18 protein-coding genes and 2 pseudogenes are annotated in these 23,977 nt (G+C 55.9%); 14 read left to right on the top strand and 6 right to left on the bottom strand.

Annotation, left to right across the window (positions count from 1 at the left end):
• Positions 1 to 373: 373 nt before the first annotated feature.
• Positions 374 to 1,150, top strand: a complete 777-nt coding sequence (locus ACZ1JM_RS02850) for an SDR family NAD(P)-dependent oxidoreductase (RefSeq protein WP_465131638.1) — start codon at positions 374 to 376, stop codon at positions 1,148 to 1,150.
• Between the two features lie 124 nt (positions 1,151 to 1,274).
• On the top strand, positions 1,275 to 3,440 hold the full coding sequence (locus ACZ1JM_RS02845) for a TonB-dependent receptor (protein WP_465131637.1): 2,166 nt from the start codon (positions 1,275 to 1,277) through the stop codon (positions 3,438 to 3,440).
• A 125-nt stretch (positions 3,441 to 3,565) separates the two neighbouring features.
• Here the strand turns inward: ACZ1JM_RS02845 and ACZ1JM_RS02840 are convergent, their stop codons facing one another.
• The gene (locus tag ACZ1JM_RS02840) at positions 3,566 to 4,381 is read right to left on the bottom strand and encodes an alpha/beta fold hydrolase (RefSeq protein ID WP_465131636.1); all 816 of its coding nucleotides are present in this window, start codon (positions 4,379 to 4,381) and stop codon (positions 3,566 to 3,568) included.
• Between the two features lie 674 nt (positions 4,382 to 5,055).
• Between ACZ1JM_RS02840 and ACZ1JM_RS02835 the strand changes: the two genes are divergently transcribed.
• From ACZ1JM_RS02835 to ACZ1JM_RS02805, 7 genes and pseudogenes are all read left to right on the top strand, one after another.
• On the top strand, positions 5,056 to 5,190 hold the full coding sequence (locus ACZ1JM_RS02835) for a hypothetical protein (RefSeq protein ID WP_465131635.1): 135 nt from the start codon (positions 5,056 to 5,058) through the stop codon (positions 5,188 to 5,190).
• Positions 5,191 to 5,370: 180 nt separating this feature from the next.
• A pseudogene (locus tag ACZ1JM_RS02830) lies at positions 5,371 to 5,988 on the top strand (MFS transporter); the annotation flags it as partial.
• A 97-nt stretch (positions 5,989 to 6,085) separates the two neighbouring features.
• A complete protein-coding gene (locus ACZ1JM_RS02825) occupies positions 6,086 to 6,505 on the top strand; it encodes an MFS transporter (RefSeq protein ID WP_465131634.1) in 420 nt (139 codons plus the stop codon).
• A 141-nt stretch (positions 6,506 to 6,646) separates the two neighbouring features.
• Positions 6,647 to 8,236, top strand: a complete 1,590-nt coding sequence (locus ACZ1JM_RS02820; RefSeq protein ID WP_465131633.1) for a TonB-dependent receptor — start codon at positions 6,647 to 6,649, stop codon at positions 8,234 to 8,236.
• Between the two features lie 34 nt (positions 8,237 to 8,270).
• The gene (locus ACZ1JM_RS02815; RefSeq protein ID WP_465131632.1) at positions 8,271 to 8,450 is read left to right on the top strand and encodes a hypothetical protein; all 180 of its coding nucleotides are present in this window, start codon (positions 8,271 to 8,273) and stop codon (positions 8,448 to 8,450) included.
• A 267-nt stretch (positions 8,451 to 8,717) separates the two neighbouring features.
• Positions 8,718 to 9,113 carry a hypothetical protein gene (locus ACZ1JM_RS02810; RefSeq protein ID WP_465131631.1) on the top strand — a complete coding sequence of 132 codons (396 nt, stop codon included), beginning with the start codon at positions 8,718 to 8,720 and terminating at the stop codon, positions 9,111 to 9,113.
• Positions 9,114 to 9,247: 134 nt separating this feature from the next.
• Positions 9,248 to 9,934 (top strand): annotated as a pseudogene (locus ACZ1JM_RS02805) (formylglycine-generating enzyme family protein).
• Positions 9,935 to 10,086: 152 nt separating this feature from the next.
• Here ACZ1JM_RS02805 and ACZ1JM_RS02800 read toward each other — a convergent pair.
• Positions 10,087 to 11,088, bottom strand: a complete 1,002-nt coding sequence (locus ACZ1JM_RS02800; RefSeq protein WP_465131630.1) for a Gfo/Idh/MocA family protein — start codon at positions 11,086 to 11,088, stop codon at positions 10,087 to 10,089.
• Positions 11,089 to 12,242: 1,154 nt separating this feature from the next.
• Here ACZ1JM_RS02800 and ACZ1JM_RS02795 point away from each other — a divergent pair.
• Together ACZ1JM_RS02795 and ACZ1JM_RS02790 are read left to right on the top strand one after the other, a co-directional pair.
• Complete coding sequence (locus ACZ1JM_RS02795) at positions 12,243 to 14,483, top strand: TonB-dependent receptor (protein WP_465131629.1); 2,241 nt, start codon at positions 12,243 to 12,245, stop codon at positions 14,481 to 14,483.
• 311 nt (positions 14,484 to 14,794) lie between these two features.
• Positions 14,795 to 15,433, top strand: coding sequence for a thiolase family protein (locus tag ACZ1JM_RS02790; protein WP_465132562.1), 639 nt, complete (start codon positions 14,795 to 14,797; stop codon positions 15,431 to 15,433).
• Between the two features lie 212 nt (positions 15,434 to 15,645).
• On the opposite strand, the gene ACZ1JM_RS02785 is transcribed toward ACZ1JM_RS02790, so the two are convergent.
• Positions 15,646 to 18,168 carry a beta-mannosidase gene (locus ACZ1JM_RS02785; RefSeq protein WP_465131628.1) on the bottom strand — a complete coding sequence of 841 codons (2,523 nt, stop codon included), beginning with the start codon at positions 18,166 to 18,168 and terminating at the stop codon, positions 15,646 to 15,648.
• Between the two features lie 146 nt (positions 18,169 to 18,314).
• On the opposite strand from ACZ1JM_RS02785, the gene ACZ1JM_RS02780 reads away from it, so the two are divergent.
• From ACZ1JM_RS02780 to ACZ1JM_RS02770, 3 genes are read left to right on the top strand one after another with little or no spacing between them, the layout of a single operon-like run.
• Complete coding sequence (locus tag ACZ1JM_RS02780; RefSeq protein WP_465131627.1) at positions 18,315 to 19,121, top strand: alpha/beta fold hydrolase; 807 nt, start codon at positions 18,315 to 18,317, stop codon at positions 19,119 to 19,121.
• Positions 19,118 to 20,305, top strand: a complete 1,188-nt coding sequence (locus ACZ1JM_RS02775) for a lipid-transfer protein (protein WP_465131626.1) — start codon at positions 19,118 to 19,120, stop codon at positions 20,303 to 20,305. Before ACZ1JM_RS02780 ends, ACZ1JM_RS02775 begins: the two co-directional genes overlap by 4 nt.
• Entirely contained in the window at positions 20,302 to 21,129 is an 828-nt protein-coding gene (locus ACZ1JM_RS02770; protein WP_465131625.1) for an SDR family NAD(P)-dependent oxidoreductase, read from the top strand. The genes ACZ1JM_RS02775 and ACZ1JM_RS02770 overlap by 4 nt, the downstream gene beginning before the upstream one ends.
• Positions 21,130 to 21,139: 10 nt before the next feature.
• Here the strand turns inward: ACZ1JM_RS02770 and ACZ1JM_RS02765 are convergent, their stop codons facing one another.
• The 3 genes from ACZ1JM_RS02765 to ACZ1JM_RS02755 form a co-directional block, all read right to left on the bottom strand.
• Entirely contained in the window at positions 21,140 to 22,030 is an 891-nt protein-coding gene (locus ACZ1JM_RS02765; RefSeq protein WP_465131624.1) for an SDR family NAD(P)-dependent oxidoreductase, read from the bottom strand.
• Positions 22,031 to 22,036: 6 nt separating this feature from the next.
• A complete protein-coding gene (locus tag ACZ1JM_RS02760) occupies positions 22,037 to 22,441 on the bottom strand; it encodes a hypothetical protein (RefSeq protein WP_465131623.1) in 405 nt (134 codons plus the stop codon).
• Between the two features lie 88 nt (positions 22,442 to 22,529).
• Complete coding sequence (locus ACZ1JM_RS02755) at positions 22,530 to 23,873, bottom strand: MFS transporter (RefSeq protein ID WP_465131622.1); 1,344 nt, start codon at positions 23,871 to 23,873, stop codon at positions 22,530 to 22,532.
• Positions 23,874 to 23,977 lie beyond the last annotated feature (104 nt).

The raw sequence follows: 23,977 nt of genomic DNA, 5'->3' as shown, positions 1-23,977 counted from the left end.
CTCGGTCGAGTATCCTATAAGCTGTCAGGGCCGGGAGGAGAGGGTCGGCGGTCCGCGAAGTCCGTGCCAGCATCTTTGCTGAACGATACTGCAAATTTGCTGTGCAGATGACAGGTCGTGGCTTTAATGCGGGAGCAGTAGCAACCGGCGCGATGCTATCGGTGGGAACTGCCCGCGCCCAGGCTCGCAAGGGCAAGGGTTGCGACGTGATCGTGCTGGGTGCTGGCATGTCCGGCCTTAGCCCAGCCGCATTCAAAAGGGCAGACACAGTGAGCTACTCGATGAATTTGATTCAATATTCAGGATTGGTGCCAATGCCGTTCTCAATGCCCGCTGGTGAGTTACCTCACGCCTCTTTCATGATGTGCATACGATGATCTCGAAGCCCACAATGCGCTTCGCAGGGAGTACCGCGATAGTTACTGGCGCAACTGGCGGCCTCGGCCGGGTGATTTGTTCGGCGTTGGCAGGCGAAGGTGCACGTGTGATTGCAGCTGACCTTGCAAATGCCCCAGCGGTTGAGCTTGCGGCCAATTTGGGGAGCGGTGCCATCCCAGCCGTTCTCGACGTCACGGACGAAGCCGACTGGATTAGAGTGTTTGCCGATGCAGAGGCGGAGTGTGGCAACGTCGACATCCTGATAAACAACGCGGGCTTCTTCAAGCCCAACATTCCGTTCGAGGAAATGTCGATCGACTTGTGGCGTAGGCATTTCGCGGTCAACGCCGACGGCTCTTTCTTGGGTTGCCGGGAAGCTATCCGTCACATGAAGCGTCACGGCGGAGGAACTGTAGTAAACGTGGGGTCCGGGATGTCGATCAAGGCGATCCCGACGGCCGCTGCATATTGTGGGTCGAAGGCAGCCCTGCTGATGACGACCCGTACCGCCGCCGCCGCCGGTGGGCCTTACAATATACGTGTGAATGCAGTGCTTCCGGGCGCCGTTAAGACGACGATGCTGATGGGGAACCTGTCGGATAACCAGGAACCGGAAGAATTTCTCCAGCAGATGGCCAGCTTCTCGCCGATGAATCGCTTGGCGACGGCGGAAGACATCGCCCATGGGATACTGATGTTGGCTGACCCGGGCAGTAGCGCGATCACCGGGGCATACCTTCCGATAGATTGCGGCACCATGCCCGGGGCTTGAGCTTATTTGCTTTCATTACCAATTCTCGTTGGTCGGATAGACCGCGCACCCGAATGCAAGCAACAATCCGCAGCATGTAAATATCGTCTGCAACAATTTTATTCGTATGGCAGGGTGAGCTACGATGAAGACAAATAACATGAAAGTTTTTTTGTTAACTGGATCTACCCTGGCATCCTTAGCTCTTACGCCAGTCGCTTACGGTCAGGGCACGACGAGCGACGCGATAGGATCAAGTGAAGGCCTTGGCGATATTGTTGTCACAGCGAGCCGTACAGAGCAGTCGATCCAGCGCGCTCCTGTCGCTGTAAGCGCATTCTCGGGCGAAGCACTCGATCGGCTTCAGGTGCGTAACGCTCGAGACATCAGCCAGATCGCTCCCAATGTGCAGATCGTCGGCGTCACAGGTGGCTCTGCGGGGATTACACCGTTTATCCGCGGAGGCGGAGTAACCGATGGCGCGAATGTCACGTCCGAGCCGGAAGTCGGCATTTATATCGACGATGTCTACCAGCCTCGCGCTGCAGCTTCTTTCATCGAGGCACTTGATATTGAGCGAGTCGAAGTGCTTCGCGGGCCGCAAGGCACTCTTTATGGCCGGAACAGTTCAGCCGGCGCCCTCAAGTTCATTACCCGGGTACCAGGGAGTGACTTCGGTGGTAAAGCGGAATTAGGCATCGGTTCGTGGAACGAGGTGTATGGCAAGGCCTCGTTCAGCGGCCCAGTTACCGAAGATGGCAAGCTGCGCGCCGGCTTCTCGGGGATCGTTCGCGATCGTGATGGCGGGCGTCAATACAACGTCACGCTTGGCAAGAAAGTAGGCGCAGAAGAATTTCAGGGTTTTCAAGGCGATCTTTATTACGCTGGCGATACCATTACCGCGCGGCTCAAAGGGTTTTACTCACACTACACCAGCGATGGCCTTTACCCGGTCTCCATCGATCCGACCAATGCCGATGAGGGCTATAAGGCCGTGCGCCCATGGTCGGGCTCGTATCGTAAGGTGCTGTCGCCGACACCGTCTTTTACCCGATCACGGCAATACGGCACAAGCCTCAACGTAAAGGCCGACATCACTGACTCCATCTCGATTAGTTCGATTACCGGATGGTCGCGTCTCAAGGATGATTGGGCCACCGACTTCAGCGGTGGAGTCCCCGCGTCCTTCGCCATCGGTGCACCGACCGATACTCCGCTCGCGCTTTTCAATCGCACAAGCCTCAGCACCAACGAATCGTTTAGCCAGGAAGTACAGTTGCAGGGTTCGTCTTTCGACGGCTTTCTGACGTACGTGGCCGGCGTATATTACTTCCACGAAACCGGTGATCAGCAGATCGATAGCAGCATCTTTTTCACCCCTTCGTCCAATCGCCTTGGCATCAAGACCAACAGTTATGCTGCATTCGGCCAGATAGGCCTGCATCCGTTTGAGGGAATAACCGTCACTTTGGGCGGTCGATACATGGAAGACCACAAGTCCCTCAATGCGTTTATCACCGGTTTGCCTGTGGTCCGCAGCGATAAGTTCAAGGACTTCCTGCCGAAGGTTGGCGTCGATTATCAGATCACGCCTGAAATCATGGCTTATGCATCATACAGCGAAGGCTACAAGGCCGGTGGTTACAACGGCCTTGCTGACAGCGCTCTCGCTTTAAATTCGCCTTTCGCCCCACAGAAGGTCAAGGCTTACGAGGTTGGTATTAAGACTGGCTTCCTGGAAGGACGCGGCCGCCTCAACATATCGGCTTTCATCAACGACTATAGCAGTATTCAGCAACAACTCGTCAGTTCAACCGGCGAATTCCTGACACAGAACTACGCCGCCAAGCACAAGGGGATCGAAGCGGAACTGAGCTTCCGTCCTATCCGGCCGCTAACGCTTTGGGCGAACGGCGTCTATAACGATGGAAAATACAAGCAGGGCAGCGGCACCCTGGCTGATAGCCCTTATGTCGGCAATGACATGACCAATGTATTCAAGTATCAAATCACGGGCGGTGCCGATCTCGACATCGAAGTAGGGCCTGGCAATTTCCTGCTAGGCGGCAACGTGAACGTGCGCGCCGATTATTTCGCTACGCCAGACAACCTGTTTATTGGTCATGTCCCCTCGACCACGCTTGTCGATGCATATGTCGGCTATCGCGTGAAGTCATGGACATTGCGCCTGCAAGGCAAGAACCTGACTGACGAACGTTATTGGACCACCGGATTTGGCTTCGCAAGCATATGGCCTCGCTTCATGGCTGAGCCCCGCACTTGGCGACTGTCACTTGCGACAACTTTCTGAAGCTCCCAAAATGGCTTGATTGGGAAAAGAGCGGCCGCTGCCGCTCTTTTCATACTGAGACCCGTTCGCTTTGCCGTCATGCCGCCGTCGCAGGATATCACGAAGAAGACGACAGCATCTTCTTATCAACCATCTTGGTATGCATGAAGGTCGAGAAAATCGGCAATAGCGTTGGCCCAAGCCAAGGGCTGCTGATCGCATATGTCGATACCTCCGCCCTCTATCTCAAACCAGTCAAAGTCAGGACGTAGTCGGTATGCTGCCTGAGCATAGGGGTGTGTGACATCGCCGGTGTTGGTCAAAAGCAATGTTGGCTGGGTGATTTTTTTTAACGGTTCTTCGTGACGATACGTGAAAGCGGCATTGTGCCCATACCAATAGGCACCTTTGTGATAAGCCGCCATAGCCTGAACGACATACTCGCTAATCCGATCCGGCCCGATGCTGCCATTCGAGAGCATTTCGCGGATCTTGGCAACCTCTACGAAATGGGCCCCTTTGGGTTTAGCAGCAAATTCCTTTTCCTTATCTACGAGATTAATAAAGCCAGCCCGTCTTTCGTCTTCGCTGATGATCATCGGGCCGGCCAACACCACGGCGTCAATTCGCTCCGCGTGCGAAAGTGCAACTTCCGTAGCGATCAGCGCACCGGTATGATGGCCCGCTACTGCTGCTCGCTGAATGCCAAGTGCGTCTAACACCGGCATGATAGCGCGCGAATAATCGGCGATAGTGGGCGGATGGATCGTTTGATCGGATTGCCCGAACCCGGGAATGTCGATTGCGATTGGACGAAGGTCGCGGGCAATTAGCGGTCCTATGACGTGGTCAAACTGGCCGGAATCCATAATTGCCTGGTGCAGCAGGATCAGCGGCCTACCCCGCCTAGCATATTTAAAATGAATTTGGCCGAATGGGCCATCAGCATAGCTGCGTTTCATCGTCATGATATAATCTCGCCAGGTGGAGGGGGGATTTCGAGCGCTGGGACGGTGATCTTCAAACCGGCTGGCTTGGTTTGTGGTTCGTCAGCAGGCACTCGAGGAAGCTCCAAAGAAAGATAAATTCTACAATTGGTCGAAGATCAGGTCGTATCCGACCCGATATATGGGGAAATTTATCGAACTTATGTTTTGAACCGCTGTCTGAGCCATTTTGTATCCGCCTTTCGGGCAATGCGGCGGACCCACTGCTCGTCTGCAGAACTATATGGCTTGGATTCGGCCAAAGCGTATGGCGCGCACCCTATTGTGCGACTTTAAGCACAGCCGGTGATTATGTGCTAGACTAGCATCAGTTTTGCACCGGGATTGCGTTTTCGACTTCGGCCTTCAGGATCGTCTAGTCCCGATGAGTTATTTCCGCAGAAGCGTGCAGCGGGTGCTAAACAAGTGGCATTTCGCTCAGGGTTTGCCGCGCGTGGACATCTTGGTCAGGTGCCGCGTTCCATGATGGGGTACGTAGGCGTAGACACTCTGGTGGCAACGTGGCGCCCATGGATTTCAACGGCAGTTCAGTCTTGGGATCAGCACGAACTACTTTCTGGCCCTCGCGCGAGCCCCCGGATGCGGACCAACCTCGAAATAGACCGAAACTTGCCCAACATTCAGAGCAATTGCATGATCCTCCCGAAAGCATTGCCGCGCTGGTGGAAGACGAGGTTGGCTTGCTAAACGTCCCATTGTTCCTGCCGACAGCGACGGACGACGTGCTCTGCGGCGCCATCAGCCACTTTCGCATTCCGTTGTAAAAGGCAGTGTAGACCTCTTTTCGGACATTTTGTTTGGACGGTCGGTGTTGGCGCAAGGCTCTGCTGCGAGCGAATCAATCGTGCAAACTTCCGCTTGGCGATAACTGTTCGCCTGCAGCGGGTTGGTTGATAGCCGTTCGGTTACGTTCGGTTTGGCACAAAGAAGTTGGAGATATTGGCATGCATGGCGTCGGGCCTGAAAGCAGGTTGCTACGAACGAGCACTAAGGCGCTCTACGGCATGGGCAACGTGGGAAATCAGCTGTTTCGCGACGTGCCGATGATCCTTCTGCTCTATTATCTGATCAGCATCGTTGGCATTCCTCCTGCTGTGGCAGGCGCCACAATTTTTGTGCCGAAGGTGATGATTGGTGCGCTGGGCGATTTCTCAGTCGGTGTGGTCTCTGACCGTAATTTGCACCGTTTTGCCCGACGCAATTGGCTGTTGGTCGGAGCATGCCTGGCGCCTTTCGCGATGATCGCAGCCTTCTTCGTGCCTGACGCTTCGCTCGGTATTCAGATCGCGTACGTAGTCGTGACCTTCAGCTTTTACATGATTACGTTCGCGAGCTTTTCTGTTCCATACCTTGCGCATTTTTCGGAGATTAGCAGTGACCCGCAGGAGCGGACGGTGCTCATGGCCTGGAAACATGCTTGGACTGGCGCGGGCCTACTTCTTGGATCAGCGCTTACCCCATGGTTGATCCATGAGCTTGGGGGCGATCGCAGGGCTTATGTGACCGGTGCGGCAGTGCTCGGTGGGCTCACTGCTATCAGTCTTGTTGCTGCGTGGAATGCCGTCCACAAGGTGCCAGTGATCATCCCACTGGAGCGAGAACTTGTCTTTACGGGGTCTACTTCGGACACTGACTTTTCGACCCTTCCGCATTCTTTGCATGTCCTCCGCAGCTATGACCGTCGCAGCCGGGACCTGCTCAGCCGCGATGGCTTTTTTCATCACCTACAACATGGGGCGAAGCGACGCCTTGGTCCAGCTTGGCATCTTGGTCGCAATTGCAGGTGGTGTGGTGATGGTGGTCTCACCGTTTTGGGTGATGGCAGCGCGTGTTCTTGGTAAGCGAAACGCTTATCTATTCGGTGCGCTGGGCCATGTGGTGACCATCTTGATATGGTCGAACGTAGGTACAGGGCCGATCTGGATCACGTATGTTTGCTCAGGCTTTATTGGGCTTTTCAACTCAGGCTGGGGCCTCATAGCATTATCATTGTTAACCGACGAGATGGCGCAAGGTCGTCGAGATATCCGAACAACGGTCAATCTTTGTGGTGTAAATTGTAAGCAACATGGCCTGTGACATGCCAGCATTCTGATAAGGATCACAATTTCGATAAGCGATTATTGTGAGTGAGTGACGTTTAAGGCGTGGCCATTTTGAAGCTGTCCGCCGGACACTTAAACGAACCAGGGGAATAGAATGAGGAATGGTCGACTGCTCATGCGCACGAGCTGTGGTGCCCTATCACTTGCCGCCGCTACGCCGGTTGCTGTCTGTGCCCAGACTGCCAACGAGTCCGGGCAAACAGAGGCATCTTCAAGCGTCGGCGGTGACATCGTCGTCACTGCCCGTAAGCGTGAAGAAAATCTTCTCGAGACACCCGTATCCATATCCGCGTTCTCATCGCAGGCTTTGGAGCAACGCGGCATCGACACGATCATGAAGATGTCCGAAAGTACGCCTGGTCTCAATGTTAATCAAAACGGTTCAGGGCGCACCGACCGAACATATCAGCAATTCATCATGCGTGGCTTCACTCCATCATCCACCCGCTCGACAACTTCGTCGATGTTTATTGACGGCTCGCCGATCTCTTCGGTATCCGCACTTTCGTCCATTTCAGATCCTGCGCGTATTCAGATTCTAAAAGGCCCGCAGGCTACATACTTCGGACGCAGCACCTTCGCTAGCGCTGTAAATGTTGTGAACAAAGTGCCCGGCAACGATTGGATGGGGTCTGTCCGAGGTATGCTCGGCACCCGCAATAATTATTCATTCCATGCCGACATCGAAGGGCCCATCGTCCGCGATCTACTGGCCTTTCGTTTGAGTGGAGATGGTTTCGGCAAGGATGGTTCTTGGCGCAATACCTTCTCACGCGAGACGCTGGGGGACCAGTCAAGCCGCAACATTTCCGCAATGCTCGTGTTTACGCCTGCGTCCAACCTTACCGTTAAAGCGTTCGGCATCTACTCGCGAGACGACGATAATCACCCGGCTAATGGGCTGATTGGTGCTCATGAAATCCGGGATGCAGCAGGCAACTTAGTGGTCGCCAACCAATCGAATTGCACTCTCACTGGCAGCACATCCGCAGTCGCTGGACAAGGTACGCCGACGCCTTACCCGTTTTTTTGCGGCACAACGCCACGCCTTGTCACCGGCCCATCCACCAGTACCCAGTTCGACGATGTAGTCCAAAATTGGGTTCGCAATGTTGCTGGTCGCATCTTCGACTACGATAAGGGGGTAAAGGGCTACGGCCTATTAAGAAATTTTTACCATACTCATCTCGGCATCGACTGGGAGATTGGTGATACAGGTGTGACCGTATCGAGCCTGACGTCATTCAACCGTGAAGAATTCAGCGTTCTTGTTGATCTAGACAATCAAGGATCGGTCCTGCTTCCGAACAACTTCGGCAGCCCGCAGCGCCCCTATTTTGACTATCCATACCTGATCGAGCGCTTGAACCAAGATATTTCACAGGAACTGCGTGCGACCTACGACAATGGCGGCTCGATTCAGGGGACGCTGGGGGTCAGCTATCTTAATGCAACAAGCCGCAGCGGCCTTGGCGGAGGATTCCTGCCCAACGCTACGTATGCAGAAACCGGCAAGACGCGCGCTCGGACAGCGGGTCTCTTTGGTGCGTTGACGTACGAGTTCACTCCAGAATTGTCGGTGAGTGCGGGAGGCCGATATCAGGTGGATAAGCTTTTTGCATATTCGCAACCCACAGGCACGACCATCCTCGCACCAGAAATTGCGGAGCCTGGGTTTTTATCCCGGTGGAAAAGCGCTTCTTAAGCAGAGCTACAAGAATTTTCTTCCTCGCGTCATCGTGAAGTACGAAACGTCGGGTGGGTTGATGGGTTACGCCTCTTGGTCAAAGGGCGTTAATCCCGGCGCTTTCAATACCGAGTTCCTGACACTCACTCAGGATGTCATCCAGCAGGCTATCGACGAAGGCGTGAAGATCGCCGTCGAGCCTGAAAAGTCACCAATTACAAAATTGGTTTGAAGGGAGCTTTTTTGACCGACGGGTTAATTTTTCGCTGGCAGTCTACTACGTCCAGTGGCGGAACCAGATCAACGCAATCTCGCTACTAACGGTTGGCGCTAATGGTCTTCCGGCCGTGCTCGGCGGCAGTGCCAATACAGGTAGCGTCGATATGAAAGGTATTGAGCTGGAAACCAATTGGCGCGTGAGTGACCTTATTACGATCAATGCTGCCGGTGCGGTCAACGACACGAAAATTTTGGGTACACCAATCCCCCCGTTTCGCGCTTGACCGGCATATTCGATTTTCGTGGCAAGGAATTGCCACAAACATCAAAATACTCGGCCAATGTGGGTGTTCAGCTAGATGGAGAACTAAACTCTGGCGATGCAAGCTGGTTCACTCGTGCTGATTACAATTTCAAGTCCGGCTTGTGGTCAAGCGCTGCTAATATAGTGAAGACGCAAGATAGCCACAAAGTGAATTTGCGGGCCGGAACCACCATTGGGGCATTTTCGTATGAAATGTTCGCGACCAATGTGTTCAATAACAAGGCATATACCTCAATCGGTGAGCAGGGGCTTTTTGCTAACGGCTTTCCCTATAACAGCACATTGTCCGCCTTGGTCGTGGGCTTGCCCGATCTTCGTACATACGGGGTGAAAGTAGGCTACAGGTTCTGATGCCTTGGTCCGGTGACATCGTTCGTTTTGTCACCGGATCGTCCGGTTAATGGCCACCAGTAACTTCGGGAAATGGCGGTATGTGAGAGGAGTATTACTTGAAATTACGGCTTTTGCTTTTGGCGGGCGCGATCATGTCTTGTACTGTGGCCGCGCAAGCTCAGGACAAACCTGCTAACAAGGTCCCGAGTTTCCCGCCTACAAGAGTGGGCTCGGCATTTGCCGACTGTCACGATTGTCCAGACATGGTGGTGATTGGTCCAGGCAGTTTCATCATGGGCTCTTCGCAACAGGAGCGTGATGCTCTTGGGGTGCATCAGATGTTCGACATCATGGAAAGCCCACAACATCCAGTGATAATTGCGAAGCGGTTTGCCGTCAGTCGCTATGAGATCACCTTTGATCAGTGGGACGCATGCCTCTCTGAAGGCGGATGTAATGGCTACAACCCATCTGATGAGAGTTGGGGCCGCAGTCGCTGCCCAGTCATCAACGTAAATTACGCCAACGTCATGAGCTATGTAGATTAGATTTCTCGCAAAACAGGCGCTCGCTACCGCTTGCTCAGCGAGTCTGAATGGGAATACTCGGCCCGTGTGGGCACAACTACATGGTTTCTGTTTGGTAATGTCCCCGATCATGAAAAGGCTAATTTCGGCAACCGGTTCGATCGAACTACTCCCGTGGGCAGTTACGCACCGAACGGCTTCGGCTTGCATGACATGACGGGCAATGTCGCCGAATGGGTAGCGGACTGTCACCATGACGATTTTATCGGTGCGCCGACCGATGGCTCAGCATGGCTAACCGGACCATGTTAAGCTGCGCAATGTTCGCGGCGCGGACTGGAGCTTGGTCGATTGGACCATTCGCGCCGCTCAGCGTATTGGTGACCCTCCGGAGCAGCGAAATAGCCACCTTGGCTTTCGCATTGCGCGTGAGTTGCCACAAGATTGATCGAACATGATTAGGCTTATGCTGCGCGACCAGCCACGTTGACGATTGCGCGATTGAGCCGTGTCTGGCGAAGTGCGGAGCCGTGAAGCACACTGCGGTTGGAAAAACCGCGAACGGCTAGTGCAAATTCATGCATCTGCGTTTCAAAGAAGTGCGTTATTCCATCATTAAACAGCGCTTGGTTTTCAACTTGCGCCCGCACTGGCATCACAGCAGGATCGTCATCGATCCATAGCTCGTCACCATTTTCAACGCGCACGGTCGCGCGTTCAAAATGACAAACCTTGCGATTCATCATTTTCTTTTGATTATAGGAAACGTGTATCGAGGCGATTACATCGTCTGGATAGCGCATCAGGATCATCGCTTCATCCTCGGCCTGCCACCCCGGTTGATGACGGGCCGATTCGACGTGGATGCGTAGAGGATCAACCTCTCCCACCACCAATTGCACGAAGTCGATGGCATGGGGAGCAAACAGGCTGAGTATGAGCCCCTCATCATAGGTACGAGTAGCCCACCATGGCGCTTGCGGACCATCCCAGAATACGCACATTGAAACGCTAACCGCTCTGAGGCGGCCAAACTCATGCCGACGGTCCTGAAGTGTTCGTACGGCCTCCACGTGACGAAAAGTGTGTCCCGCCGCAAGCACCAGCCCCGTTGCCTCTGCCAAGGCGGCAATGCGTTCTGCGTCGCTCACCGTCTCAGAGAAAGGTTTTTCCACCAGTACGTGACGCCCCGTCGCAAGGACCTGCTCGACCTGTGCTGCATGTAGTGAATTGGGCGTACACAGCACCACAGCTTCGACAGCCTCAAGCTCGAGCGCCATTTCGAGTGACGTGCAGGCATGCTTTGCGCCGTACTCTGCCGCCACTTCCACCGCGCGGTGCCCATCCGGATCCACCACAGCAACAAGACGGACCATACTCGGGTTTCGGGCGATAGCCTTGAGATGAAGAGGAGCGATGCGCCCACATCCAACGAGGGCGATCCCGATTGGCTGGTCGAATTTCACATGTGCTCCTTGTTGCGATAATTTGATCAAGAAATTGACTTAGCCATCCACGCGCGAATGAGCTGAGTTGTTATCGCCTTGTCTATGACGGTAGTCAGATTGTTCAGCAGGCGATAAGATAAACAGGGTAAGTGGGTCGTAAAAATCCGGTGAACGCGTGATATAGCGGATCAGGCCGCCCAGGATAACGCCCGTCCCAGTTCCCCAACCGACCCGTTCGTTACCGACAAGCCGGTCGCTCGTACCGCGAGGTCTTCAAGGCAGATCGCTCTGCGTTGCGAGAGTAATTGAGGCTGCAGTACCAACACTGCAATTGGTGACTGTCGACGGCGAGATGCTCTTAGGCGGGATGGGGGCGAGACGCCATTAGTCAACGCTTGGTGATTTCTTCCGCTGCGGTCATGGCGTCCTCGCTCGGGATGCGGACAGATCCACCCTTGACCTTCTGCTGCCGTTTTAACCGCCATCCATCCCGAATGCCAAACGTCTCGATTGTGGTCGGGTCCGCGATCTCGACCTCCGCCGATCGAAGCAACTTGATTGTCTGGTCAAGGCACGCTTGCCACATGGCATATTTCGCGAACGACCAAGACTGATGTTACAGGACTTCGTCAGTTCGGTACCACCCGCGATGGCTAAGGCCGAGGTTAACCCCAATGGTCTGGCGATCGAATTGTCCGATGGTACCCATGCGGAACTGACAGCAAACCACGCAGATGTTCGCGAAGCTTTCGACGTGCCAATTTGCGGCTTCAATCGCCCAGTTCGAAAGATTTGTACGGCATGATCGGCAACTGGTATCTGCAAGGCATGATGGTTAGCACGCTTGTCCATTATAACGAGATCAGGGCATTCCGGAAACAAGCTAGACATAGGATTTGTAAGCGATCACCGTACCCATGTTGGTGTTTTCATTCCTCATGACGCATCGAGCCTAATGCTTTGTCGGTGATCGATGTGAAGTAGTCTCACGGCGGCAATGGTGATGTCCCATTTGTTCAAATTATCGTCATCTTTATCCTATCTGTGTGGGCAAACAGGCGCAAGACTGTGCCTTCGATGCCCGAAGCAGCGCCGATCTGTTAGTGTGAGCAAAGTTACAGGGGATCGACAGGGAACATCGAACGATGAGGGGAAATAATATGATCTGCCGAATGACAGACGTCGCCGCAAAAGCGCTTGTTGGCGCCTCGCCGCTTGCCATGATCTTAGGGGCTTTTTTCGGTGGAGGTGCTTACGCGCAGGATCGGAGCGTCAGTTCCCAAGAAAGCAGCTCGAATAAGACTGCGGCCGTCGATTCAACATTTGGCTCAGACATTGTCGTCACGGCAACGCGTCGTTCCGAGGTTGTCCGCGACATCCCGATCAGCATTTCCGCGGTGTCGCAAGCGCAGCTTGAAAGGTCTGGTGCGACAGAAGCCAAAGACGTCGTCAAGATGGTACCAGGCCTCGCCTATACCGAAAACTCTTCGGGTCAGGCGATCCTCGCCGTGCGCGGCGTGCAGTCCACAGCGGTGTTCGGCAATCTGCAACAAACCGTCGCGTTGTATCATGACGACGTTCCAGTTCTTGATCTGGTCATTCCCTGGACCGTCCCGCGTCTCCAGTTGTTCGATGTCGAACGCGTGGAAGTCCTGCGTGGACCGCAGGGCACGGTTTTCGGGGCCGGCGCGCTGAGCGGCGCCATTCGCGTGATCTCCAACAAGCCTGAACTTTCTAACATTGGCGCCGCAGCCGAAGGTAGCGTCACTAGCGTGAAGGGTGGCGGCGTCGGCGCATCAATCAACGGGATGGTCAACCTACCCATCGCGACAGATGTGGCGGCAATCAGAGCGGTTGGCTATTATGACGACAGCACCGGCTGGATCGACAATCCCAATCTGGGCAAGGACACCAACCGAGGCAAACTTTACGGTGGGCGCATTCTGGCTAGAGTCAAACCGGCAGACAATTTTGATGTGGTTGCCAGCTTTTCATTCGAGCGCAATCGCCCGCACGACTCGGCATATACACCCTACCAATCCGACAGCGACGTCGCCAACTATCGCGTCCGCAATTACAACACTGACGAGACGAAGATCGCCAGCCTAAACGCTACGTATGAAATGCCTTGGGCGACACTGACGTCTGCCACTAGTTACCTCAAGCGTAACGCTACATCGTCGCTGGACTTCAGCGAATATGCAAATTTCCTCACCGGTCTAACAACCGTTTCGCCGCTGATCGACAAGTTTTCGACCAGAAACTTCATCCAAGAACTGCGCCTCTCCTCAAGCAGCGAACATCCGTTTAAGTGGCTGATCGGAGGCTTCTACGAGAACTACAAGCTCAACTTGAGCGAGCAGATCGAGCAACAGGGTGTCGCAGGGACCGCATCGCCATATGGAGGGCTCTTTCCGACTGATTTCTTAGAAGACATCGGAGTTCGCACGCGGATCAAAGACTATGCTGTCTTTGGTGAGGCATCCTATGATTTGACGCCTGAGCTTATGTTTACGGCGGGCGCGCGCTACAGCCACTATTCGCTAGAGACCACAAATCTCGGAGGACGTTCAGGTCAGACGCTTTTTGATGGTCCGACATCGGTGGTTGTGAAATCGGCCAAATATAGTGCGGTTACTCCCAAATTCAGCCTTTCGTATAAGCCCAACAGCAACACCATGATCTATGCTTTGACTGCAAAAGGTTTCCGGACGGGCAATACCAATCTTGTATCGCCCATTGATCCATTCACAGGCGAATCACTGCCCCAGGTGTTCAAGCCGGACAATCTGTGGAATTATGAAGTTGGAACCAAGCTGGGTTTGCTCGATAATCGCTTGAGCATCAACGCCGCAGCTTTCTATATCGATTGGAAAAAGATCCAATTGCAGCTCCTTACGTCAAGCCAGCTTCCTTACACGGCGAACGCTGGCCGCGCGACATCAAAGGGCGTTGAAGTGGAGATCGTCGGCAGGCCAACTCCCATGCTCGAAATTGGCACATCGCTCGCCTATACCGATGCCAAGCTGAAGTCGATTGCTGCAGGCGTGCCGACAGCACAGGTTGGCGATCGTTTGCCGGGTTCTGCGCCATTTACGGCCTACGTTTATGGCGAATACGCTATTCCTGTCGGATTGGAATCGAAAGTACGGTTGCGGGCAGACTATTCCTACACAGGTCGTCAGTTCACCAACCTTGGAAACAACAACAATCCGAATGCCATCGAGTACGGCAAGTACAATGAAGTAGGGCTTCGGGCCACACTGCAATCGGGACAGTACGATCTGGGATTGTTCGTTCAAAACCTCTTCAATGAACGGGGCCGTGTCTCAGCGCGCCAATTCTTCTTGTCCAGAGCCGAAATCCGGCAGAAACCACGCACTATCGGTATAACGGTTCGTGGAAAGTGGTAATTAACAGGATATAGTTGATAAATAATATCTGAAACCGGAGTGTAAAAAGTACTCTGGTTTCAAATATGTTCTGATACGTTCATGCAACAGTTAGTTGATATTCGTTAAAGCTGGTGGTTTTTGATGTCGTAAAAATAATTCGTTGCCTCGGCGCAACGGCGGGATCAGTCGATTTTATTTGATATTAAGAATACTACGAGCGTCGCGCGCAACAGGCGATGCGCTCGATTGGGCGGGCGCAGCGGTTGACTTTGATCTTTTTCGCGGACCTGTCTGTGGCGCATACTGCACCACAGATCTAGTGGGAGCATCTGCGTTCCATCCACGCGCAGACCCATCAAGGGATCAGCGCGGACCTTCTCGCTGCCCTTGAAGGCGTATCGCGTGAGGAATTGGACGCATTTGCTCTGCAGAGCCAACAGAAAGCTGCCCGCGCAATAGTCGAAGGTGCTTTTAGTCGGAGCCTTGTTCCCGTCTACCGCGATGACGGAACGCTGGCGTTGGATGTCGAGCAGTACCCTCGTCCCGCGACAACGATCGAGCGCCTTTCCGAATTGAAGCCGGCATTCGAAGGAATGATGGACTATCAATGGAATGCAGAGGGGCTGACGTACCGGCAACTTGTCGAGCGGGACTATCGCGATATCGATATCATGCATGTGCATCACGGCGGGAACTCGTCGGGTATCGTCGATGGCGCCGGCGCTATCGTACTGGCCTCGCCCGAATACCGCATCGCGTGGTGGCCGTCGCAGACACTCTTCCGTTCCTCAATGGCTACGGCATGGGTCGATATGCTTGGACAAATCGACCCGTGCCAAAAGAGGAAAATTGTGTCAGCGAGGAAGTGGGGGGGCGGACCACATTTCTGCATCGTCTACGAACGCCTGCTTGGTGCGTTTGTTGAACAAACACATTTTGGCGCGGCTGGACCCACGAGAGCGGTCTGAAACAAGCATGGCGACCATGCCGACGCGATCGTCGAAGCCGATTATTGTCGAAGGGCGCGCGTTCCGGATGCCCGATGCGTTCACGCAAGCCCGTTCGACTTGTGCATTGAACTGACGCCAAGCCTGATCACTGGCGGCGCTGGCAGAAGTGGAGAAGGCCAAGGTTGCGCCAACGATCGTCAGCAGATTCATAAGTCGCATGTCGTACTCCTTTAATCTTGCAGCGCACATACTGCGGAATTCGCCTGCCGGGGGGCTGGCATCTTGAAATTGAAACAGCTCACTTCGACAGTTTCGGGGTCGACCAGCGCACCTGTTCGATCGTGAACGTGGATTTCGGCGACATCGCCGGCTGCCAGATCGAAATGGTTGTCCTGGAAACGAAGATTCGGGTTGTTCGATCGCAGCGACACGGCGACCGCATAGCTCCTGGCCTCTATCGTATAGCGAAGGCCAGACGACGTTAAGACATGGTCGACGTTCAGGACGGCGCTTGGCTCCAACGGCAGATCCTTGACCGGGGCGAGGAGCAGTCGGTTGCGGGGGAAACGCCCGCCGTCGCTGCGGACCGTGAGCACTCGATCGCTGGACGCCGCCGCCGGACCACGCCAGACGCATTGGCTGGAGTTCGCAGGCACGTCGATCTCGACTTTGCGGCGCCAGTCTTCGCCCCCTGGCACTACCGCCATCGCGATCGTCACGACATCGCGCACCGGTTCCAAGGTATCATTCGTGATCCACAGTTCCGCGGCATCGTCTTCAAGTCGGAACGAGGCAAGCAGGGGGGCGAACGCACGGGTCGTGGCGTAGTAGCTGGCTTTTGCGACGCCGTCATAGTCGATCAAGCTCCAGCTGACACAGGGCCAGCAATCGTTGTGTTGCCAGATCAGCGCCCCGGAGCAATGCGGCTTGCGACGGCGGAAGTGCTCTATGCCAAACTTCAATCCTTCCGCCTGGCAAAGCATGGTGAAGTCCACGAATTGCTCGATCGTCTGAGGTACGCCGGTAACCGGAATCATCATGGCGGTGGCCTTGTCCGCCTTGTCCTTAATGCGATCAAGGAAACCCTGGCTCCCAAGGGTGATGTCCTCTGGCAGCAGCCAGCGCTTCAGGGTGCCGAAATCAGGCGCGCCCTGCAGGCCGAACTCGCTGACGAAGCGTGACATGTCTTCAGCATACCGGGTGTAGGCGACACCCTCCGGATCGGAACGAAAGTCACCGACAGCCTCGGTATCAGGGACCGGGGAAACGCCATGCCAGACGGTCCAGTTGTGAACGTCACCGCCGCGCATGCTGTTTGGGGAAGGGCCGCCCCAAGGGCTGCTCGGCCAATAGGGTGTTTCCGGGTCGGCTGCCGAAAGCAGTTTTGGAATTAGGTCATCGTAGATGACCTGCCCGACGAGCGGATTCGTCTGACCCGTCGCATAGTCATTGAAGAACTGGATAGCCTGATTTTCATTGTTTCCGCACCAGACCGCCAGGGATGCATGGTGACGAAGCCGCATGACCTGCTCAACAACTTCAGCGCGGACGTTATCCAGAAATGGACTTTCTTCGGGATAGGGCGCGCAGGCGAACATGAAGTCCTGCCATACAAGCAGTCCCAGGCGATCACATTCGTCGTAGAACACATCCGGCTCGTAGATCCCGCCGCCCCACACACGCATCATGTTCATGTGGGAGTCTACCGCACGCGTCAGCAGATCGGTGTATATCTCGTCAGGGACAGTGCTTACGAATGAGCTGGCGGGAACCCAGCACGCTCCTTTCGCAAAGATGGGCGTCCCGTTCAGGATGAAGCGGAAGAATGTTGTGCCTGGTTCTTCAGGATCGGGCGATTGATCGATTGTTATGGTGCGAATGCCGACTTTTTGCCGATGCTCAGGCGCGTCGGCTACGCGCGTTACGAGGGTGTAGAGGGGCTGTTCCCCCAGATCCGCAGTCCACCACAGCTTAGGGTCCAAGACGGTAAGCGGGACCGCGCCAGCCCCGCTGCGCTTTCCGCTGCCAGCCAGGGTGCCATCCGGATCAAACAGCTCGACCACCACTTGGCCGTTTCCGTGAAGATCGACCTGAGCTTCTACGTGAGCGACCTTGTCAGCGATGGCCCGTGTCGTGAAGTTGACCGAATTGACTGCCGCAACTTCGCGCCGTTCTATCCGGACGGGCCCACTGATGCCGACGGTCGGCAAGTCTGGCCCCCAATCCCAACCCCAGCCGAATTGCGCCTTCCGCATCAAGGTGCGGCGCGAGGCGCTTATCCGATCGGTGAAGGTAGGCCACACCGGCAAAATATCACCTTCGACAAAATCGATGCTCGGGTGGAAGCAGATGGCCAGATGATGGCGCTCTTTTGGGGTGACGTTCGAAAGGTCGAATTCCCATCGGCGGAACATGTTGTCCGCCTGGCCAACCAGTTCGCCATCCACGAAGACGTTGGCGAACGTGTCCAGACCTTCGCATATCAACAGCAGGCTTTCGTCCGCTCCGGTCGAAGGAAGGGAAATCGACGTGTGCCACCACCATTCACGATCTCTTACCCAGGCTGCCTCTGCCTCATTCCGACCGAAATAGGGGTCTGGCAGTCGTTTCGCCATGATAAGCGCCTGATAGATGTCGCCCGGCGCCTGACCATCGATCCAGCCATCGCCTTCGCCGAACTTAGCGCCCAACGTAACGCCTTCTCCGGGCGAGTAATCGCGGATGCGCCAGCTGCGGATTGATCCTACGTTCATTTGCGCTCTCCCGTCTGCGTGGCCGGCTCTACCGCCGCTATCTGAACCGACGATATAAACTAATTTATTCATTAATCAAGATTGACATTATCAATGAAAAGTGGTGGTTTCACAGCCATGAGTGCAGGCTTGAGGGAGAGGCCGGTATGCCGACCGTTAAAAATGATGGTGCAACTTTGTACTGGGATTCGGCAGGAGAGGGCACGCCCGTCCTGCTTATCATGGGTCATGTCTACAGTTCGAAGCTGTGGTATCCGCTGCTTCCGGCACTGACCAAGAAACATCGCGCAATCTGGTTCGATAATCGCGGCAGCGGTCGTAGCGATACCACATCGCCGACGTCGATCGAACAATACGCGTCCGATGCGCTGGCGGTCATGAAAGCGGCTGGTGTGGAAAAAGTGCACGTCTATGGCGTTTCCATGGGTGGCGGTATCGCTGCCGAATTCGCGATGGCCTATCCACAACATACTATATCTGCGACGCTCGGCTGCACGTTGTTGAAGACCGAGAAGACTGAGTCGGGCGGTCTTCGCGGGCTTATGTATCACCTGCCTCGCTTCATCGTGCGGACCATTATGCGCCGGTCCGCTTCGCCCGAAAACTACGGCTCGGCAGCGCCACGTGCGGCTGCGTTGCATGACATCGGCGTCGTTGCTGCCGATCGTTACACCATGCGCGGTGTGAGGGCGCAGTCCAAAGCGATTGCCAACTATTCCACCACGCGTGACCGAGCGGTGGAGCGTCTGAAAATGCCGGTGCTGATCCTTCACGGTGACGAGGACAAAGCGGTGGCCGTAGAGCAGGGGCGCCTGAGCCATCAGATTATCCCCGGCAGCGAGTATGTCGAATTCAAGGGCGCCGGGCACAACTATCTCGTCGCCACGAACAAGGCCTCGACCGAGGCATTCCTGAACTTCATCGAACGCGCCGATGCGCGAGGAGCAGCATGATGGTGCGCTCGCGTATTGCCGGTGTAGGCATGATCCCTTTCGCCAAGCCCGGCCATAGCGAAGACTGGGATGTGATGGCCGAGAAGGCGATCCGGCTCGCGCTGGCCGATGCCGGCGTAAGCTACGAAAAGGTGCAGCAGGCGTACGCCGGATATGTGTATGCGGATTCCACGGCGGGTCAGTCAGCGGCTTACCGTGTGGGCTGTACCGGCATACCGATCGTCAACGTCAACAACAACTGCTCAACCGGCTCTACCGCTCTGTGGCTGGCGCGTGCCGCGATTGAAAGCGGACAGGCGGATTGCGTACTCGCGTTCGGTTTCGAACAGATGCTGCCCGGAGCATTGGGAGCGGTATTCACCGACCGGAAGCGGACACTCGACTATCATCTGTCGCTGCAGGAACGCATTCAGGGACACGATGACACCGCTCCTTTGGTTGCGCAGCAATTCGGCGGGGCAGGGGTGGATTACCAGCAGCGCTATGGCACTTCCGATGAGGTGTTCGGGCTTATATCAGTCAAGGCTCGTACCCATGCGGCCAACAATCCGATGGCCTTGCTTCGCGCTCCGGTAACGCTGGAGGAAGTGATGGCATCCAAGCACTTGTATGGCCCGATTACCCGTTTCCAGGCGTGCCCGCCAACGTGCGGCGCGGCGGCAGCGCTGATCGTGTCGCCAGCGTTTGCGGCAAAGCACAACCTTTCCGCCAGTGTCGAGATCGTCGCGCAGTCGATGACCACCGACTATGCGGCCACGTTCGAAGGCGCTTCGATGATGAGCGCTGTCGGGTATGAAATGACCCAGGAGGCCGCACGCACGGTCTACGACGTGGCGGGTGTCGGGCCGAAGGACATCGGGGCCATCGAACTGCACGACTGCTTCACCAGCAACGAGCTGATCAGTTATGAGGCGCTTGGCCTATGCCCCGAAGGAGGCGCTGAGGCGTATATCCGCGACGGGCGTAATACCTATGGTGGCGATCATGTCACCAACCCCTCCGGCGGCCTGCTTTCCAAAGGTCATCCGCTGGGGGCTACCGGTCTGGCGCAGTGCTTTGAACTGACCCACCAGTTGCGCGGTGCGGCAGACCGGCGGCAAGTGCCGGACCTGCGCTTCGCCATGCAACACAACCTTGGTCTTGGCGGCGCATGCGTCGTCACATTGTACGGACACGCATCATGAAGACATTGGACGGTAAGGTCGCCATCGTCACTGGATCAGGCCGCGGCATTGGACGCGCGGTGGCGCTGAAGCTTGCGGCGCACGGAGCCGCTTTAGTAATCAACGATCTTGATGACGCTCCTGCGAACGATGTCGTCGCAGCGATCCGTGCCGATGGTGGCACCGCGATTGCGTGCAACGGCAGCGTAACTGCCCCGGACTTCGGCGAGCGGATCGTTCAGGCAGCGCTGGAAGAGTTCGGCAACCTGGACATCATCGTCAACAACGCCGGATATACCCGTGATGGCGTAATCCAGAAACAGACTGATGAGCAGTTTCAGGCGATGCTGGATGTTCACGTCACGGCGCCGTTCCGGATCCTGCGTGCCGCTGCCGACCCGTGGCGCGCACTGGCAAAGGCAGAGGCGGCATCCGGCGTTCAAAGTCTGCGTAAAGTGGTCAACATCTCGTCCATTTCGGGCGTCAACGGGAACCCCGGACAGGTCAATTACGCGGCCGCGAAATCGGCGGTCGTCGGGATGACCAAGACATTGTCGAAGGAATGGGGCCGCTACGGCGTCTGCGTCAACTGCGTGGCGTTCGGGCTGATCGAAACCCGGCTGAACCTCCCTACTGGCCATCCTGACACGCAAGCTCAGATAGAAGGCAAGTCGCTGGTCTTCGGTGTGCCGGAAACCGTACGCGACGCGATCGTTGCACAAATCCCGCTGGGCCGTGCCGGTACGGCGGACGAAGCCGCCGGAAGCGTCTACTTTTTCTGCAGCCCCGACAGCGACTATGTCAGCGGACAGACGCTGCTGGTGGCTGGCGGTCTGGGTTTGTGAACTAGCCCGTTCAGACCGTGTCGGGGTCAAACCCTGCCATGCGAATGCTCCAGTCGAGTAGCGCATCGCATTTGATCATGTCAGTTGCCGCCCCCTTAACAGCGCGGGGGCGGCCATTCGCCAGATAGGCTCCGTTCAGCGCAGCGTCCGGCGCATCGGCGAGATGGACAAGCGTTGCCGCGCCTTTTTCCGGCCGGCTCGCAAATAGCCTGATGAATCGATAATACGGTTCGAAAAGGCCGCCTTCGCCTTTGCCGAAATCCGTTGCCACAAAGCCAGGGCTGAAACAGTTTACGGCGATGCCGGTGTCGGCCCAGCGGTGGGCGAGAGCGCGGGTCGCCATGAGATTGTACAGCTTGGTTGCGGCATAGGTCGCGTTGGTCGAGAAACGTTTCTCTGCTTGCAGGTTCAACGGATCGTACCGCCCCTGCCGGTACACGAACGAACCGGTATTGATGACGCGAGCACCGGGGGCTGCGGCAAGCAGGGGCTTCAGGGCCACTGTCATCCCGATGTACGCGAGGTGATTGATGGCCACGGTCCGCTCGATACCCTCGGCGGTAACGTCGCGATGCTGGAACCACGTCCCTGCATTGTTTGCAAGAACATCGATTGCGGTTTCGCTTGCTTCCAGTTCCGCCGCTGCGGCGCGTACATTTTCCATAAGAGACAGATCGGCCGCAAGGAACCGATGTGCGCGGCCCTGTGCGGGGGGCAGCATCTGAATTGCCGACCGGCCGCGTGCTTCATCCCTTCCGATGAGGATCAGGCGGTGCCCGCGTTCTGCCAGCACTCGGGCGGCCGCAAGGCCGATACCTGCGGTTCCCCCGGTGATGACGATAGTCTTGTTCGCGTGGTTAGCCGCTGACACTGGATCGTCTTTCTTGGTGGTAGTGAACACTTTGCTTCAATGCACAGAACGAGCAGAGCGGCGCAACGTGAAGTGCGCCAGCAGGCTGCCGGCAAGAACCGCAACCGGTGACGCCATCATGACCAGACCCAAGCCAATATTCGCGCCGATCCCGTCATAATGAATGACCGTCCAAACATAATAGGACCAGAATGCCGCCGAGAGGACCAACGCGGTGATCCAGGTTGTTCGTGTATGAATGCCAAACGTCGCCAATACGAGATACGGACACCCGGCAATCAATATTTGAGCGAGCGTTGCGTCAGTCCATATGGTTGTCACTTGGGTTCCGCCGGTCATTAATAGTAAAAAATTGCACGTTACAATTACCACCAGGCCGATCGCCAATGCGATCATGCTCCCGATCGCAACGCGCTTGGCATAGGTCGATACTACATTCATGAGCTATACTCTCGTTTAACTAAGTTCGAAGGGAGCGTCGTTTTTCGGCCGACAGATGGCGATGAACTGGCTACCTTCGACACTTCGGTCAGTTCACTGCCGGAATCACTTTGGCATTGGGGTCACTTGCCACTTCCTGAGGAGCTGCGCGCATAGCGAACCAGAAGCCAATGGTCGACAGGATGCCGGTGACCACTCCCATAATAGCGATCGAATGCCCCAGACCGTTGGCACCTTCGCTATTGCTGGCAATCCATCCGATCAGAGGCGGCGCAGCGCCGGTCATGATCAGTTTGTTGATCATCGACATTCCAGCAAGGGTCAACGCCCGTTCCTCGTTCGGAATGAGCAAGGTAATGGACGTGGAGCAGACCAACGCGACCACTGTTCCGCCCGTCAATAGGGCGAAGAGCATCCAGCCAAACCCGGCCACTGTCGGCATGATCGAAAAGGCGCCAGCCGGGATGGCGAGGGCGGTGGCGATCAACGCGGGGAGAAGAATACCACCCCGCATTTTCAGCTTTCGTCCCGCATCGGATGCAAAACCACCGATGACCGATCCGACCAGCCCCGAAACGACGATCAGGAGACCGACCCACACACCATACTCGCCGGGGCCAAGTCCATACTGTCTAACCAAAAGTGAACCCATCCAAATGGCGGCTGCACCTTCCGCCAATCCACCGGTCAGCTGTGCGACCAACAAAGGCGTAAGGAATTTGCGCCTTTCCCACAGCGCGGACATGGCATCACGCACAGATACTGCTGCCTTTTCCACTTCGTAGCGTGGCGGCTCTTTCAGGAAAAACAGAGGAATCACGGCGGCCAAGGCAAATAAGCCGATGATCAGATGGACTTCGCGCCAGGGACTCAGCCCCAGCAGACCGGAGCCGGGTGTCTTTTCAAGGTAGCCGAACAACGTGCCGCCGATCGCGAATGATGCCGCGATGCCTGCCCACACGCCAATTGATAGAACGAGCATGGCCCGTCCACGTTTGGCGGGGGTGGTTATGTCAGCCAGGATGGATATCAGTACCGGAAAGGCCGTTGCGCCCCCAATGCTGCCAACCAGCTTGGCAATGAACAGGCTGGTGAAGTCCTCCACGAATGCCATGCCGACAGTGCCTGCTCCCCAGAACAGGGCTAGAGCGGCAAGGAGTCGCACGCGAGTGCCATGATCCACCATCCAGGCAATCGGTAGCGACAGCAGCAAGGTGGGCGCCAACGACGCCATGCCCGACAACATGCCGATTTGCAGATCGGAAATACCGAGATCGACTTTGATCGATTCCAGCAGCGGGGCGCCCAGACCGCCGACCGTAGATGCGGAGAACATGGTCAGTGCGAGCAGCATGATCACGCCCCACTTGGTGATGCGCTCGGGGGGAGAGGGGCTGATTTGCACAGCGGTTCCTTCGGTTTTCTTCAGCACGTTACTATCCTGCATCTATGGCTTGGCCGGGTGGCGAAAGCTCCCCGCCCGAAGGAATTTACCGACGGAAGACAACGTCTTGAACGACGCAAGGAATGCCGAAA

It is taken from the genome of Novosphingobium sp. BL-S-24 (assembly GCF_055521575.1).
Note: the sequence above shows the minus strand (reverse complement) of the source record. Positions and strands in the feature narration are given on the sequence as shown.